Raw genomic sequence first — 16,528 nt, 5'->3', positions numbered from 1 at the left:
GATCCGGTGGCGATAGCAAAGTGGACACACCTGAACTCATCCCGAACTCAGAAGTTAAGCACTTTCACGGCGACAATAGTTGGGCTTGCCCCTGCGAAGATAGCTAGCTGCCGGGTCCTTTTTTTTTTGCCTTTTTTGTAGTTTTATTGTAAAATCATGAGTTGTATGGAGATTGAAATTATGAAAAAAATTGGATTTAATAATCAAAAATATTTAGAAATGCAGTCAGAGCATATTAAAGAAAGAATTTCTCAATTTGGAGATAAATTATATTTGGAGTTTGGTGGAAAATTATTTGATGATTATCATGCTTCTCGTGTATTACCTGGATTTTCGCCAGATTCAAAATTACAAATGTTGATGCAGTTAAAAGATGATGCTGAAATTGTCATTGTCATTAATGCTAATGATATTGAACAAAATAAAACTCGTTCAGATTTACAAATTACATATCAAGAAGATGTTTTACGTTTGATCAATGAATTTACACAAAGAGGATTATATGTTGGAAGTGTTGTTGTAACACAATATAATCGTCAAAAAGCAGTTGATTTATTTAAAGCTCGTTTGAAACGTAGAAAAATTGACGTATATTTCCACTACTTTATTGAAGGATATCCAACAGATACTAAAAAAATCATTTCGGATTCTGGATTTGGAAAGAATGATTATATTAAGACAACAAGACCTTTAGTTGTTGTGACAGCTCCAGGTCCTGGTAGCGGTAAAATGGCTACTTGTTTATCACAGTTATATCATGAACATAAACATGGTATTAAAGCAGGATACGCAAAATATGAAACCTTCCCTATTTGGAATTTACCTTTGAATCATCCTGTAAATTTGGCTTATGAAGCTGCAACTGCAGATTTGGCAGATGTAAATATGATTGACCCATTCCATTTACAGGCTTACAATGAAGTAGCAGTTAACTATAATCGTGACATTGAGATTTTTCCTGTTCTAAAGAACATTTTTGAAGAAATATATGGTTCAAGTCCTTATCAAAGTCCAACAGATATGGGTGTAAATATGGCGGGTTTATGTATTAGTGATGATGAAGTATGTTGTAATGCAAGTAACCAGGAAATAATTCGTCGTTATTTTGTAAGTAAAACAAGATATGCGCATGAACTATGTTCATATGAAGAAGTCCAAAAACAAGAAGTTGTTATGAACAAAGCGGGTATTACAGAATTAGATCGTCCTTGTGTTGTGGCTGCACGAAAAAAAGAAGAACAAACTCATACTTTCTCTGGTGCAATTGAATTAGATGATGGAACAATTATTACAGGAAAAACAACGAATTTAATGGGTGCTTGTTCAGCTGTTTTAATGAATGTATTAAAACATCTTGCAGGAATTGATAAAAAGAAAGTTTTAATTTCACCAGAAGCTATTTTACCTATCCAAAACTTAAAAACAGAATATCTTGGTTCGGTAAATCCAAGACTGCATTCAAATGAAATTTTAATTGCGTTATCTGTTTCTGCTTTGCATAGTGAAGATGCAAAGAAAGCATTAGCTATGTTACCAAAATTAAATGGTATGCAGGCTCATGTGACTTGTGATGTTGCGGATGTAGATTTAAGTATTTATGCAAATTTAGGCATTATGATTACATATGATGCTAATAAAAAGTAGGAGGTTTCTATGGCAAAATCAATTCCTAGCTCTGGAGCAGGAGCTGTTCGTATTATTTTAAAAAATAAGGATGCTTTCCATTTTGATTTAAGAGAAAAGAAAGAAGATAACGGAAAACAAAGTTATTTGTTTGATGTATATTATGAAAATACTACGGGTACTTTAAATGTATTGATGGATAATGGTGAACCCGTTATTGCAGCATTGAATTTAAGCTTGGGTAAAGTTATCACTTTGTCTAATGATACAAACTTAAAAAAATTATGTAATTATGTAGTAGATAAGGTGAATGCATAATGAAGATAAGATTGCATGTGGTTGTTGACAAAGAAGATGATGCTGTTGTTGAAGTTGTACAAAATGCATTGAATGAAATTTGTTCAAAGATGTCTTATTCTCCAAGTCGATTACAGCCGAGTTTAGCTGGTTGTATGGAGTTTTATGCGACAAGTGATTTGAGTGAAGATGAAATCCATGATTTATTATCAAAATTGAATAATGACTGGGATGGAGAAAATGATGATTGTCAGGCTTATAGCTTTAATACGACAATGTTTCATCCAAATGTCTACTATTTACAATTCCAATCTTTCTAGGAAATATTATGATTGATTACACAGAAGGTTCAAATAAACAATATCATACTCAATTAGAGGAAAATGGTGTTGGAGATTATGTTATTTTAACGGGGGATCCCAAAAGAGTAAAGGATATCGCATCTTATTTAGATGATGCATATTTTGTTGCAGACAATCGTGAATATGTTACATATTCTGGCTATATTAATGGAGTATTATGCAGCGTGGTTTCAACGGGTATTGGTGGAGCTAGTACTGCAATCGCAATGGAAGAGCTTATTCAACTAGGGTGTCATACCTTTTTACGTGTAGGTACATGTGGTGGTGTGTGTCTTGATGTTCAAGGTGGAGATATTGTAATTGCAAGTGGTGCTATTCGCCAAGAAGGTACAACACGTGAATATGCACCCATCGAATTTCCAGCTGTTCCTAATTTTGAAGTTTTAAGTGCGCAAGTCGAAAGTGCAAATAAACTTAATCTTCCTTATCATGTAGGTGTTGTTCAAAGTAAGGATTCTTTTTTTGGTCAGCATGCACCGGAAACAATGCCAGTTTATCAAGAGTTGCAAAACAAATGGGATGCGTATTGCAGACTGGATTGTTTGGCTTCGGAAATGGAATCAAGTACTGTGTTTATCGTAGGACAAACTCGTCATGTTCGTAGTGGAGCTATGTTTTTATGTTTAGCGAATCAAGAACGAGAAAAAGCAGGATTATCAAACATTCAAAATCATGATTTAAAACCATTAATGAAATGTGCTGTTTTAACATTGAAAAATTTGATACAAAAAGATGAGGCTGAGAATCACTAGGATCTCAGCCTTTTTAATGTGTTTGGAATATTGTTGATAATATCTTCTGGCATGAAACTTGCCGAATCTATATCAAGTTTAGCACTTTGCGAATGAATATAGGTAGCACATAGAGCCGCTTGTAAACTATCTTTGCACTGTCCAAGCATCGCAACGACAATACCACATAAAATATCTCCACTGCCACCTTTTGCCAGACCTGCATTTTGTGCATCTAAAACATAGACATTGCCTTGATGGGCAATATAGGTTTGACTTGATTTTAGTATTAGTACACAGCTTGGATATTCTTTTGAAAAGTCGCGAGCCACTTCGAATGGATTTGATAAAATGGTTGAAACATGGATACCTGTTAAATCGGACATTTCTTTATATGCGGAGTTAAAATTGTGGTTTCACTCCGTTTTAATAATTCAATATTCTTTTGTGCAGCCCATAATGCATCGGCATCAAGTACTATTTTTTTGTCACTCTTTAAAGCTTGTTCAACTAAAGCGATAGTAATGTTGTTTTTTTGCATGCCATTTCCAATTGAAATAATTGAATAATTGTTAATATTTTGTTTCAACAAATCAATCGCTTTAGAACTAAATATACCATTGCGATCGGCACATTGAAGAAGCATATAAAAATCGGATTTGATTGCGAGAACATTAGAAATACATTCTGGAACCATCAAAGTAAGAGTCCCAATACCACTTTTATAAGCACTAAGACTTGCCATATGGATTGCACCATGCATGTTTTGACTTCCGCCAATCATTAGGGCTTTTCCAAAAGTTGATTTATGTGCATTCAATGGGCGATTTGGAAGATGAATATCCTCCTCATTTAATATTTTAATTTTGTCCATGCATTTTTGATGAAGAATTTGAGGAATTCCGATATCTACGAGATATAATTTGCCACAATGATTTTTTCCTTCATTTAGCCATTGCCCTTGTTTATAGCAATCTAAACTAATCGTATAATCTGCATGAATGGCGCATCCAAGAACATTTCCCATAGTGGAATCAATGCCACTAGGCATATCAATACTGATAATGGTTGAATGAGATGTGTTTACATTTTGGATCATAGTTTTATAAAATCCAGTAATATCTCTAGATAATCCATTGCCAAAAAGGCAATCGATATAAATGTCATAAGTGACATTAGGAAGATTTTGGCTGAATGGGATTTTTAAATTTTGTATCATTTGAAATTGAATTTTTTCATCTTCAGACATTTTTTTAATTTCTGGAACCACAACATATAGATTTGGATATTTAGGCTGTAGAAGTCTTGCGATTGCTAATCCATCGGCACCATTATTTCCAGGACCGCAAAGAATGCAGATAGATTGGTTTGTATTTGCGATTTGTTCAATAATTTCGGCTGATTTTAAAGCTGCATGTTCCATCAAAATCAAACTTGGAATCTGGTATGTTTTGATGGCTGCATGATCAATGTTTCGAGCCGTAGTTTGCGTATGTATAAAGGCTGGATACATAATCTCACACTCCTTATCTTTACTATACTCTTAATATATAAAAAATCATAATACTTTTAAGGATGTATGTTATAATTATGAAATTGGGGGTATTTATTTTATGTCGAAAACTTCAGCGGCCAAAAAGTCGATTATTGTTGGCGGCCTGATCGGAACAGGCGGTCTATTCGTATCAAAACTAATTGGATTGGCTTATACAATTCCATTTTCATATATACTTCAATCGGAAGCGTATCAGTCTGTATATGCACAATCTTATAATATATATGCGTATTTATTGACGATATTTCAGTCGGGAGTCCCTTTTGCGGTAGCCACACTAGTAGCTCGTTATATTGCTTTAGAAGATGCGAAAAGTGTTATTCTGGTTAAGAAAATTGCTTTTGCGGTTTTAGGCTTAACGGGATTTGTTGGAATGACCCTCTTATTTACTTTATCGAATGTGATTGCACCAGCTATGGTAGCCAAAAATGCCGATATCATGGCAAACTGTTTAAAAATATTATCTCTAGCGATTTTTCTTGTTCCTGTATTATCTGCATTTAGAGGATATTATCAAGGCTTAAAAGAAATGGAAGAATATGCTTTTTCACAAGCTTTTGAACAAGTATTCCGCGTTGCCTTTTTACTAAGTGCAGCATGCCTTGTAGTCTATGCGTTTGGCTGGGATAAAAAGTATGCATTATATGCGGCGGTTATGTCAACTTCAGTGGCAACGATTGCGGCAATTGCTCAATTTGCGTATTTTGATCGTAAACACCAATGTGTAGTGGATGAAATGGTACAAAGACAAACGACACGTTCTCATTCATCTAAGAAAATCTTCAGAGAAATTCTTATCCTAGCTATTCCTTATTTAGTGGTTGCGATTTTAGGAAATATTGACCAGGTATTTAATGGTTTCTTACTTCCTACAGGATTAAAGATGCATTATAATGCCGAAGATACAACGACTGTTATTTCTGCATCAAACTATGTGGCAGGTAAATTAAATGCGATCCCAATGATTTTGGGTCCTGGTTTTGCGACAGCGATAATTCCGCATATTTCAGAGGCTTTGTCAAAGAAAAATTATAAGTTAGTGAAGAAAAATGTGTTGGATAGTATCAACGTTGTTTTATATGTAGCTATTCCTGTATCGTTTTGTATTTTTGCGTATGCAGGACCATTGAATTACACGTTATATTATTCCGAAAACTTAGAATTGTGTACATTCGTTGTACAATGGATGGCTTTGGAAGGTTTCTTATCTACATTAGCTCCGTTAGTTACGAATTTAATGGTTTCTTTGGAATTAAGAAAAAATGTATTAAAAAATCTCGCGATTGGTGTATTGATCAAAGGAGTACTTTTGATTCCATTTGTATGGATCATGGGGATCGCGGGTGCAGTTATTTCAAGCTTTATTGGTACAGGATATATCATTTATAAAAATTTAAAAGAGATTCAAGATGTATACAACATTTCATATCGTAAAACTTCAATTATTGTAGTGCGTATTTTGATTGGATTGTTCGCGTTATGGATTACTTCAATACTTCTATCTAAAGTTGGATTGTATGGTGTTGAAGGATCAAAACTTTCATGTTTGTTCAAGATGTGTTTAAATGGTTTATTAAGTGTAATTGTATATGTGGTAGTTACTTTGTATTTAAAAGTTCCACAAAGTATTTTTCACTTTCAACTAAGAAAGAAATCGGGTGTATAAAATGTATGATGTAGTAGTTGTTGGAGCTGGACATGCCGGAATTGAGGCTTGTTTAGCGGCGAGTCGAATGAATAAAAAAACGGCTATCGTAACGTTAAGTAAAGATATGATTGGTTCGATGCCGTGTAATCCAAGTGTAGGAGGACCGGCAAAAGGAATCGTAGTTCGTGAAATTGATGCTTTGGGTGGTATGATGCCTGTTGCGGCAGATAAAACGGCTTTACAGTTTAAGATGTTGAATACGACAAAAGGACCTGGAGTTTGGAGCTTGCGTGTTCAAAGCGATAAGATTGCTTATAAACGTTTTATGAAAAAGGTATTGGAAGAACAGGATAATTTAGATATTATTGAGGCAGCATGTAAAATTGTTGTAATCAAGGATGGAAAAGCCTGTGGTGTTGAGTTAGAAGATGGAACATTTATTGAAAGTAAGACGGTTGTTTTGACAACAGGTACTTATATGGCAAGTAATGTTTTAAGAGGACATACTTCCACTGTTTCTGGTCCAGAAGATCAAAGGACGGTTAATACGTTGTCAGAATCATTGCGTGAGGCTGGAATTAAAACTTTCCGTTTAAAGACGGGAACACCAGCTCGTATTAAAATGGATACAATTGATTTTTCAAAGACAGAACCACAACCAGGGACAAATCAATTTTTACGCTTTAGTGAAACAACAAAACAAGAGGATGTATTGCCTTTTGAAAAACAAGAGATTTGCCATTTAATTTATACACAGCCAGAAACACATGAAATCATTCATACACATTTGCATGATTCTGCAATGTATTCTGGGTTAGTAAAAGGGGTAGGGCCTCGTTATTGTCCAAGTATTGAAGATAAATTGGTTCGTTTTGCGGATAAAGAAAGACATCAGCTTTTCTTAGAGCCTGAATCTAAAGAATTAGATACAATTTACATTCAGGGATTCTCAACATCAATGCCTATTGATGTACAGGAAAAGATGGTTCATTCTTTGCCGGGACTTGAAAATTGTGTGATTGAAAAATATGCGTATGCGATTGAATATGATGCGATTGATCCACTTCAGATGAAGCCGAATATGGAAAATAAAATTGTTGAGAATTTATTTACGGCAGGACAGGTCAATGGTACGAGCGGATATGAAGAAGCGGCTGGTCAAGGATTGATGGCTGGGGCGAATGCGGCATTGAAAGTGGATGGTAAAGAACCATTTGTTCTTCGTCGTGATGAAGCATATATTGGTGTCATGTTAGATGACTTATGTACAAAAGGAACAAAGGAACCTTATCGTTTATTAACTTCAAGAGCGGAATATAGATTGTTGCTACGTCATGACAATGCGGATCAAAGATTGCTTGAAAAAGGCTATGAAATTGGTTTGGTTTCACAAGAAAGATATGATGCATATAAAAAGAAGATGGATGATATTGAGGTTGCTCGAGAAGAACTTTCAAATGCACATATTAAACCGAATAGTGAAGTCAATGAATATCTTGATAGCTTGGGTTTTGATCCATTGGCACATGGATGTAGTGCATTGGATTTAATTAAACGTCCAAAAATTACAGTTAAGGGCTTGGCAAAATATACGGGATTGGATTATGAAACTCAAATCAATGAGCAGATTGAGATCCAGACAAAGTATGCTGGTTATATTGCCAAGGCAAAGCGCGATGCGAAACATTTACAACAGATGGAAAAAATGAAGCTTCCAATCAATTTGGATTATGAAAATATGGATAATTTATCTTTGGAGGCAAGACAAAAATTAACAGCTATCAAGCCTTTAACATTAGGACAAGCAAGTCGTATTTCTGGTATAAATCCTAGTGATATTGCGATTTTAGCTATGCGTGTGAAATAATTTACATTGAAATCGTTTTCTATTATATGCTATAGTAAAAAGGGGATAAAAATATGAAGGGAAAACGAAAAAAAGTTCAACATTTCTTTGTGTATATCGCAATGCTGGTTATGTCTGGCTTTTTAATCATGGGTGGTTTGCAGCAATTGTCAATGACGCATGAGTTAAAGTCGAGTATTGTTCAAAAGGAAAAAGAAAAAAAAGAATTGTCTTCTAAAAAGAAAGAATTGGAGAAGGCAAAACAGAATCTGACAAATCCAGATTATGTTGAATATATTGCGCGTGGAAAATACTTAGTGACAAAAGAGGGGGAACAAGTATTTAAATTTCCAAGTAAAGACTAACTAGGCCGTTTGGTCTAGTTTTTTTGTGTGGAAAATAAAAAAAGTGCCGAAGCACTTTTTATATCTATATGGTGAGGCCGATGCGATTTGAACGCACACGAGCGTTACTCACTACCCCCTCAAAGTAGCGTGTCTACCAATTCCACCACGGCCTCATATTGTTTAAATATTACACTATTTTAACAAGCTTGGCAACACATTCAAGTCCGGTTGTTTGACAGAACATGTCTACAGGTTGAACGTATTCGCATTGGTATCCATAATTTTTAAAAATTTTTAGATCTCGTGATAACGTTTTAGGATTGCAAGAAACATATATAATCTTTTCGGGCTGCATGGTCACCGTATCTTGGATTCCATTTTCTGTCATTCCTTTTCTTGGTGGATCAATAAAGACGACATCAATTTTATCGTTTTTATGTTCGTGTGCAAAATCTGTGGCATCCTGACATACATAGTGACAATTATCAAGGTGATTCATTTTTGTATTTTCGTTGGCATTATCAACGGCTTCTTTAACGATTTCAACACCAATCACGCTTTTTGCATGTTTACTGACAGCCATACCAATGGTACCTGTGCCTGCATACATATCAATGCATGTTTCGTTTCCAGAAAGATTAGCGGCTTTAATGGCTTGATTGTATAAAACTTCCATCTGTATAGGGTTGACTTGGAAGAAGGATTTAAAGTGCAGTTTCACTTTGTTACCCAAACATTTTTCAATGATGTAGTCGTTTCCATATAAGACTTTATATGTATCACCTAAGATCACGTTGTCATTTCGTGTGTTGTAGTTAAATACAATACTTGTGATGTTTGAGAATGTGTTTTTTAATAGTTTAGACAAAGAAAAAACATTCTTTTCATTTTTACCAATAAATACCACTTGAATTTCATCTGTACTTGAGTGGCGGATAAAGATGTGGCGTAAGCCTTCTGCCATTTCAATTGTGATATGTTTTTGAATGAAGCCAAAGATTTCATTGATTGTAAAATCTTGAATCTTGCATGCTTTACATGTCACAACGTCATTTGAATGTTGACGATAAAAACCCATTTGGACTTTACCATCTTTAATTTTAACCGGAAACTGTGCTTTGTTACGATAGTACCAAGGAGAATCCATACCTAGTATTGGCTTGACTTCAATATCTTCAAAAAGTTTTTTAACATGTTTATATTTATAGTCTAATTGATAGGCATATTTCATGTATTGAAGTTGGCACCCACCACATGTTTTGGCAACTTCACAAGTAAGTTCTTGACGATTTATACTTGGTCCTAAAAGTTGAGTAATAATGCCAAAAGCATATTTTTTGTTGACTTTTACGATTTTGATTTTTGCCTTTTCACCAATCAATAAGTTTGGCACAAAGACAACCATATCGTCAATTTTTACAACACCACTATTTAAATCTGTATCATCAATACATGTTACAATATATTCTTCATTTTTTTTCATACATATTTATGATATCTAAAAAACCAAGAATTGACAAATGGAATTATTATAGTAATATATATAGCGTACTATGTAAATATATAGCATGCTATGGAAATGATGGTGAGGAAAATGTGTGACAATAATGAGATTGGTTTTTATTTTAGTTTAATCAAGAAAAAAATGGACAAACATATGAATGAAGGTTTAAAAAAATATGATTTAACTAAATCTCAACAAGACGTCTTAGGATATCTACATTTTACGGATAAGGATCCAGTCATTCAAAGAGATATTGAGGAACATTTTCATATTTCGAATCCCACAGTTACAGGGATTTTAAATCGCTTGGAACAGAAGGGTTTTATTGAAAGAAAATTGAATCAAAAGGATAAAAGAGTTCGTGCAATTGTGTTGACTCAAAAAGAGCAGGATCTTCATGAAGATATCGTGAAGCAGATTCGTACAATGGAATCTAGATTTGGAAATGTCTTAGGTGACGAGAAGAAGGTGCAATTGTTAGAAATCTTAAAAGAGCTAGCTGAAAATTTAGAATAATTGAAGGTTTAGAATAATGGAGGTTTATTATGGTCAAGACTTTATTGAATGAAGTTAAAGAATATAAAAAGGATACGTTATTGAGTCCGGTTTATGTTTCAATTGAAGCCATACTTGAAGTGTTTATTCCATTTTTGATGGCATTATTAGTGGATAATGGTATTGAAAAAGGAAATATGGGTTCAATTTGGTTTTATGGGACTTTAATGTTGGTGGCAGCCTTTGTATCTTTATGGGCTGGTGCTAAAAGTGGAAAGCATGCGGCAATCGCATCAAGTGGTTTTGCGAAAAATTTAAGAAAGGCAGAGTATCGTAATATTCAAAACTTTTCTTTTTCAAATATTGACGCTTATTCAACAAGTGGTTTAATCACACGTATGATGACGGATGTGACAAATATACAAAATGCATATCAGATGATGATTCGTGTTTGTGTTCGTGCACCATTGATGTTAATCGCATCTTTGATCATGGCTTTTATCATTAATATACGAATGGCAATGATTTTTGTGGTTGCGGTTTTATTTTTGGGAGTCGTTTTGTTTGGAATTATTTTTATTGTAAGTCCCATCTTTAGTCGATTATTTTCTCGCTATGATTTTTTAAATGCGAGTATTCAAGAAAATATTCTAGGCATTCGTGTCGTGAAATCTTTTGTTCGTAAGGATCATGAAATTGAAAAGTTCCGTAATGAAAGTGAGGCTATTTTTAGTATTCAAGGTAAAGCGGAAAAAATCTTAGTGTTTAACTCGCCTGTTATGCAGCTTTGTATGTATGGCACAATTCTTTTGATTTCGTGGTTAGGAGCTCATCAAATTGTGGCTCAAAATATGACAACCGGAGAATTGATGTCTTTATTTACATATACTGCAAGTATTTTGATGTCATTGATGATGATGAGTATGGTTTTTGTCATGGTGACAATGTCGATTGCGAGTGGAAAACGTATTGCCGAAGTATTAAATCAAGAATCCGATTTAACCAGTCCAGAAAACGGAGTTCAAACTGTGGCCAATGGAACCATTGATTTTGAAGATGTTTCATTTCATTATGGAAATGATGAAGATATTTTAAGTCATATTGATTTGCACATTCCTTCAGGATCAACACTAGGAATTCTTGGAGCAACGGGATCTAGTAAATCGAGTTTAGTGCAATTGATTCCAAGACTATATGATGTAACACAAGGGAGTGTTAAAGTAGCGGGAATGGATGTTCGTGATTATGATTTAAAAGTATTGCGTGATAATGTGGCCATGGTTCTACAAAAGAATGTTTTATTTTCGGGAACAATCAAAGAGAATATGCGTTGGGGTAATCCAAATGCGACAGATGAAGAGATCATGGGAGCTTGTAAATTAGCACAGGCGGATGAATTTATTCAGTTGATGCCAAATAAATATGATACGTATATTGAGCAAGGTGGTACGAATGTTTCGGGTGGACAAAGACAGCGTTTGTGTATCGCAAGAGCTATACTAAAGAGTCCTAAAATTTTGATTTTAGATGATTCTACAAGTGCCGTGGATACAAAAACCGATGCTTTGATTCGACAAGCATTCTTAGAGAAGATTCCACATACAACTCGAATCATTATTTCGCAGCGTGTTTCAAGCATTCAAGATGCAGATCAGATTCTTGTGATTGACGATGGAAAAATTTCTGGTTTAGGTACGCATGAAGAATTATTAAAATCAAATGCGATGTATAAAGAAACGTTTGAAGCACAAAATAATGGAGGTGATTTTGATGAACAATAGAGATACAAATAGTTTAAAGCGAGTTATTAAAGAAACAATCACTTCTTATAAAATTGAAAGTTTTATTGTGCTTGTATTGATCATTGTATCTAGTATCGCCAATGTATATGGAAGCATGTTTTTAAAGAGCTTGATTGATGATTATATTGTTCCGTTATTATCACAAACAGTTCCAAATTATATTCCTTTATTCAATGCATTAATGGAATTGGCAATAATTTATGGTGTGGGTATTTTAGCTACGTATGGATTTAATCGTATAATGGTAACAATTTCATTGGGTACTTTAAAACATATTCGTGATGAATTGTTTGAACATATGCAGACATTGCCATTGCGCTTCTTTGATACACATGCACATGGGGATATCATGTCTGTTTATACAAATGATACGGATACTTTAAGACAGCTAATTTCTCAAAGTATACCTCAGGTTATTGTATCTTTAATGACGATTATCTCAGTTACGATTTCTATGTTTATCTTAAATGTTCCATTGGCTGTTTTAACAATCGCATGTGGTTTATTGATGGTGTATACTTCAAAAAAGATTTCGGCAAAATCAGGTAAATACTTTATTGCCCAGCAAAAACAATTGGGTGTAGAAAATGGTTTTATTGAAGAAATGATGGAAGGAAGTAAAGTCATTAAAGTTTTTACGCATGAAGAACAAAGTATCAAAGATTTTGATCAAGTAAATGATGCGTTGTTTGAAGCAAGTGCCAATGCGAATACGTTTGCGAACGTTTTAATGCCAGTCGTAATGAATATTGGGTACATTTCTTATGTACTTGTTGCGGTAGTTGGTTCTATCTTTGCCCTAAATCATATTGCAGGATTAACATTAGGTGGCATTGCCGCTTTCTTACAATTAAATCGTAGTTTCACAAATCCAATTGGACAAATTAGTATGCAACTAAATGCAGTAATAATGGCAGATGCAGGAGCTAAGCGTGTTTATGAAATCATAGATACGGAAAGTGAAGTGGATGATGGTATCGTGACTTTAGAACAAATTGATCATGATCACTGGGCTTGGCATCATCCAAGAAAAGATGGACAAGATGAATTGGTTCCACTTCGTGGAGATGTTCGTTTTGAAAATGTGAACTTCTCTTATAATCCAGATAAACAGATTTTATTTGATGTTTCTCTATTTGCGAAGCCAGGACAAAAGATTGCCTTTGTAGGAGCTACGGGTGCTGGTAAAACAACAATCACGAATCTAATCAATCGTTTTTATGATATTCAATCGGGTTCCATTACGTATGATGGTATTGATGTAAAACTAATCAAGAAAGCAGATCTTAGAAAATCATTGGGTATTGTATTACAGGATACAAACTTATTTACCGGTACCATTATGGATAATATTCGTTATGGTCGTTTAGATGCGAGTGATGAAGAGTGTATTGCGGCTAGTAAACTTTCGAATGCGCATGAATTTATTAAACACTTAGAACATGGCTATGACACAATGATTCATGCAGGTGGAGAATCTTTATCGCAAGGACAAAGACAACTTTTATCCATTGCACGTGCAGCTGTTGCCAATCCTCCTGTTTTGATTTTGGATGAAGCAACAAGTTCCATAGATACACATACAGAAAGAATCGTTCAGGAAGGTATGGATAAGTTGATGGAAGGAAGAACAGTATTTGTGATTGCACATAGACTTTCAACTATCCAAAATAGTGATGCGATCATGGTGTTAGAACAAGGTCATATTATTGAGCGTGGTAATCATGAGGACTTGTTGAAACAAAAGGGTAAATACTATCAATTGTACACGGGTGCTTTTGAATTAGACTAAATATTTAAATTTTGGCTTGCATATATTTCGGTTATGTTATAAAATATATGCGTTGTCGACGTAGCTCAGCTGGATAGAGCATGCGCCTTCTAAGCGCACGGTCGGGGGTTCGAATCCCTCCGTCGACGCCATCTTGTGAATAAAGCCTTTATATAAAGGCTTTTTTGCTATTTATAGATAGTTTTGAAAACCTTTTTGAAAACCTTTTAAAAAAAGTGGTAAGAACAATTGCGAAAATAGCAGCTTAAATGATGCTATGCGACTAATTATAGTTGCAACTATAAATTATACCGATTCAATAATGATGCGTCTTAAAAAGTGTTTAAAGTATGTTAGAATTGGAAAAAGCTTTGCTAGTTGGTTTCATGCTTAGCGTATCTTGATTTGATGAATGAATTTAATCTTTTTTATATTGTGCTCCTTTAATATAGGCACATATGAGTGAGCACTTTTTAGATCTTTGATTTGTCACTTTTAAGTAAATCAGATTTTAGTTTTCTTAGTGATGATAAATGGAATAATTGGAATATTAGTTTGTCACTGCAAATGACATTATATTTATATTTTTAGAATGAAGTGGTTCTTGTTTTCCTTCACATGAAGAATAATAATTCAAATTAAAAATTGTTATAAATAGGTTGAATGTCAATAAAAGCTTTACATAAAGGATATTAAATGGATGTATACTGTTGAAGATTGATACAGATACATCTAGAAAAGACCCGATTAAAGACCCGAAAATAGAATTTAGGACCCGAAAAAGACCCGAAAAAGGATTCCAAAACGGAATCCTTTTTTATTGATAAACAGAAAATGGTGTGAATAAATTTATTATATATATGTAAGCGTAAAATAATAGTATACAATTAGAGATATCACTTTAGATATAAAATGTAGTAAATGGGTTCACTTCAAAATAGGATCCGTTTTTTAATGAGGATTGAAAATTTTTTGCGATTTTTTTGCGAATTATGGTGGTGAATATACGTGTATATAAGTCAAACTGTTTTTAATGATATAACTATAGTATTAGAATATACTTTAAATAAAGCATAAAAAAAGCACCTGGCAAATGCTAGGTGCAATCTTTGACAAATGGTGGTCTCAGTCGGAATCGAAAAGCGATTTTGTTTAGAGTGGATTATATTGTTATTTCTGCTTTATATAAAGGTGCAATAATTCAAGAAAATGCATAAAATTCTATGTTTTTCATCGTCTTTTGAATTTTTTTTGATAAAATTTTGCAATAAAATCAGTGTGGATTATCTTGTGTTATATTGAATCAGTTGATTTATGGAATTGTTATTTTATGCTATTTGTTTTTATGGGAAAATGAATATACTACTTGAGCTCATTTGCCATGAGATAATATGAATGATATTAAGTAAATCATAACTGTCACTTAATTTAGCTTGCGTTCATTTGTGTGTTTTTATGCTTTCATACTGACGTGTTACAGTTATATTGTAATGAAAAAAGTGCTGTGATAGAATTTAATAAAATAAGTTTCTAACAGAACGAGTAAAGTGAACAAAAGGAGTAAGAATAATATGTTTGATTTAAAATTATTTCGTAAACAGTTAGAAGAATCGAGGAATATACACGAATGTGAACTGCCACCATTACCGGAAGTGGAAGAAGGAGAGACGTATTTGTTCATCAGTTATTCCCGTCAGGATTATAAGAAAGTATATCTGGATATGGCGGAGTTATATCTAATGGGCGTAAGGTATAAGTATGATCGAGAACTTCAAAGAAATGGTTCTTTGGACCAAAGTTGGTTTGATGATGTTCGTTTCCATTATTTGGAAGATCCTAATTGTGTAGGAGTCATTTTTTATATCAGCGAAAATCTACTTGCAAGTAGTAGTGTACTAGCTGAAATTAGGTCAATCAGAGAAAATCATATAAAATATATTGGTGTAAATTTAACAAATATATCCATAATGCAGAATATCGGAATGGTAATGAATAAAAAAGGAACTGCATTAGAAATGAGCGATGTTACAATGATGCTTGATACGTTCAATGACAAGATTACATACGTGATGTATTCACAGAAAAATCATGTAGGTGATTTTGTAGAGAGACTTAGAAAAGAGTTTGATGTAGTAGAGGATACCACAAAAATAAAAGAAAAAATGAGTGGATTGCCATATGATGATGGTATCAATTATCAAGAGGCGTTTAAAATATTTGGTACTTCAGTAGTTATTAAAAATTTAGAAAATCAAACAGGAGAAAATGATTGGGGTTGGGGTCCTGAAAGAGAATTGTTTACTACAAAGAATCCGCCCATACCATCAAGAATCAATTCAATCGTAGATAATCCTGTATGGGGAGATGAAAGACGCTTTGTGAGTATAAAAGATATGTCTACTAACGAAGTTTTTCATAACGATGATGTTAGCATATAAATAGGACTAGTCAAAAAGAGAAAATTTACGCCAGTGGTACAATAGAAAGAGGATGATTCAAAGACAAAGGAAGGCAAAAGAAAATGGCAAATAAAAAGAAACAGTTTGA

12 protein-coding genes, 2 tRNA genes, 1 rRNA gene and 1 pseudogene are annotated in these 16,528 nt (G+C 33.8%); 13 read left to right on the top strand and 3 right to left on the bottom strand.

Features of this window, described 5'->3' with window-relative positions; all coding sequences use genetic code 11:
- The first annotated feature begins 2 nt into the window (after positions 1 to 2).
- From rrf to FYJ55_RS08010, 5 genes are all read left to right on the top strand, one after another.
- Positions 3 to 116, top strand: a 5S ribosomal RNA gene (rrf, locus tag FYJ55_RS08030).
- A gap of 64 nt (positions 117 to 180) precedes the next feature.
- Positions 181 to 1,644 carry a DUF1846 domain-containing protein gene (locus FYJ55_RS08025; protein ID WP_154556389.1) on the top strand — a complete coding sequence of 488 codons (1,464 nt, stop codon included), beginning with the start codon at positions 181 to 183 and terminating at the stop codon, positions 1,642 to 1,644.
- 9 nt (positions 1,645 to 1,653) lie between these two features.
- Positions 1,654 to 1,941, top strand: coding sequence for a hypothetical protein (locus FYJ55_RS08020; RefSeq protein ID WP_118115009.1), 288 nt, complete (start codon positions 1,654 to 1,656; stop codon positions 1,939 to 1,941).
- Complete coding sequence (locus FYJ55_RS08015; protein ID WP_154556388.1) at positions 1,941 to 2,240, top strand: hypothetical protein; 300 nt, start codon at positions 1,941 to 1,943, stop codon at positions 2,238 to 2,240. Before FYJ55_RS08020 ends, FYJ55_RS08015 begins: the two co-directional genes overlap by 1 nt.
- An 8-nt stretch (positions 2,241 to 2,248) precedes the next feature.
- On the top strand, positions 2,249 to 3,034 hold the full coding sequence (locus tag FYJ55_RS08010) for a nucleoside phosphorylase (RefSeq protein WP_154556387.1): 786 nt from the start codon (positions 2,249 to 2,251) through the stop codon (positions 3,032 to 3,034).
- On the opposite strand, the pseudogene FYJ55_RS08000 reads toward FYJ55_RS08010, so the two are convergent.
- Positions 3,031 to 4,526: pseudogene (locus FYJ55_RS08000) on the bottom strand (NAD(P)H-hydrate dehydratase). The gene FYJ55_RS08010 and the pseudogene FYJ55_RS08000 sit on opposite strands and share 4 nt — an antisense overlap.
- Positions 4,527 to 4,626: 100 nt before the next feature.
- Here FYJ55_RS08000 and FYJ55_RS07995 point away from each other — a divergent pair.
- From FYJ55_RS07995 to FYJ55_RS07985, 3 genes are read left to right on the top strand one after another with little or no spacing between them, the layout of a single operon-like run.
- Positions 4,627 to 6,234, top strand: coding sequence for an oligosaccharide flippase family protein (locus FYJ55_RS07995; protein WP_154556384.1), 1,608 nt, complete (start codon positions 4,627 to 4,629; stop codon positions 6,232 to 6,234).
- A 1-nt stretch (position 6,235) separates the two neighbouring features.
- A complete protein-coding gene (mnmG, locus tag FYJ55_RS07990) occupies positions 6,236 to 8,083 on the top strand; it encodes a tRNA uridine-5-carboxymethylaminomethyl(34) synthesis enzyme MnmG (protein ID WP_154556383.1) in 1,848 nt (615 codons plus the stop codon).
- 53 nt (positions 8,084 to 8,136) lie between these two features.
- The gene (locus FYJ55_RS07985) at positions 8,137 to 8,427 is read left to right on the top strand and encodes a septum formation initiator family protein (RefSeq protein WP_117926585.1); all 291 of its coding nucleotides are present in this window, start codon (positions 8,137 to 8,139) and stop codon (positions 8,425 to 8,427) included.
- A 69-nt stretch (positions 8,428 to 8,496) separates the two neighbouring features.
- Here FYJ55_RS07985 and FYJ55_RS07980 read toward each other — a convergent pair.
- Together FYJ55_RS07980 and rlmD are read right to left on the bottom strand one after the other, a co-directional pair.
- A tRNA-Leu gene (locus tag FYJ55_RS07980) sits at positions 8,497 to 8,582 on the bottom strand.
- A gap of 14 nt (positions 8,583 to 8,596) precedes the next feature.
- Complete coding sequence (rlmD, locus tag FYJ55_RS07975; protein WP_154556382.1) at positions 8,597 to 9,892, bottom strand: 23S rRNA (uracil(1939)-C(5))-methyltransferase RlmD; 1,296 nt, start codon at positions 9,890 to 9,892, stop codon at positions 8,597 to 8,599.
- Positions 9,893 to 10,003: 111 nt separating this feature from the next.
- Between rlmD and FYJ55_RS07970 the strand changes: the two genes are divergently transcribed.
- The 5 genes from FYJ55_RS07970 to FYJ55_RS07950 all read left to right on the top strand — a co-directional run bounded on the left by FYJ55_RS07970 (position 10,004) and on the right by FYJ55_RS07950 (position 16,419).
- Positions 10,004 to 10,429 carry a MarR family winged helix-turn-helix transcriptional regulator gene (locus tag FYJ55_RS07970; RefSeq protein WP_158551100.1) on the top strand — a complete coding sequence of 142 codons (426 nt, stop codon included), beginning with the start codon at positions 10,004 to 10,006 and terminating at the stop codon, positions 10,427 to 10,429.
- A 29-nt stretch (positions 10,430 to 10,458) separates the two neighbouring features.
- The gene (locus tag FYJ55_RS07965; RefSeq protein ID WP_154556380.1) at positions 10,459 to 12,189 is read left to right on the top strand and encodes an ABC transporter ATP-binding protein; all 1,731 of its coding nucleotides are present in this window, start codon (positions 10,459 to 10,461) and stop codon (positions 12,187 to 12,189) included.
- Complete coding sequence (locus tag FYJ55_RS07960) at positions 12,179 to 14,002, top strand: ABC transporter ATP-binding protein (protein WP_154556379.1); 1,824 nt, start codon at positions 12,179 to 12,181, stop codon at positions 14,000 to 14,002. The genes FYJ55_RS07965 and FYJ55_RS07960 overlap by 11 nt, the downstream gene beginning before the upstream one ends.
- Positions 14,003 to 14,056: 54 nt before the next feature.
- A tRNA-Arg gene (locus tag FYJ55_RS07955) sits at positions 14,057 to 14,133 on the top strand.
- Between the two features lie 1,419 nt (positions 14,134 to 15,552).
- Positions 15,553 to 16,419 carry a hypothetical protein gene (locus FYJ55_RS07950; RefSeq protein WP_154556378.1) on the top strand — a complete coding sequence of 289 codons (867 nt, stop codon included), beginning with the start codon at positions 15,553 to 15,555 and terminating at the stop codon, positions 16,417 to 16,419.
- The last annotated feature ends 109 nt before the right edge of the window (positions 16,420 to 16,528 follow it).

The organism is Holdemanella porci, from assembly GCF_009696075.1.
Classification (GTDB): Bacteria; Bacillota_I; Bacilli_A; order Erysipelotrichales; family Erysipelotrichaceae; genus Holdemanella; species Holdemanella porci.
This window is presented reverse-complemented; position numbering and strand designations above follow the sequence as displayed.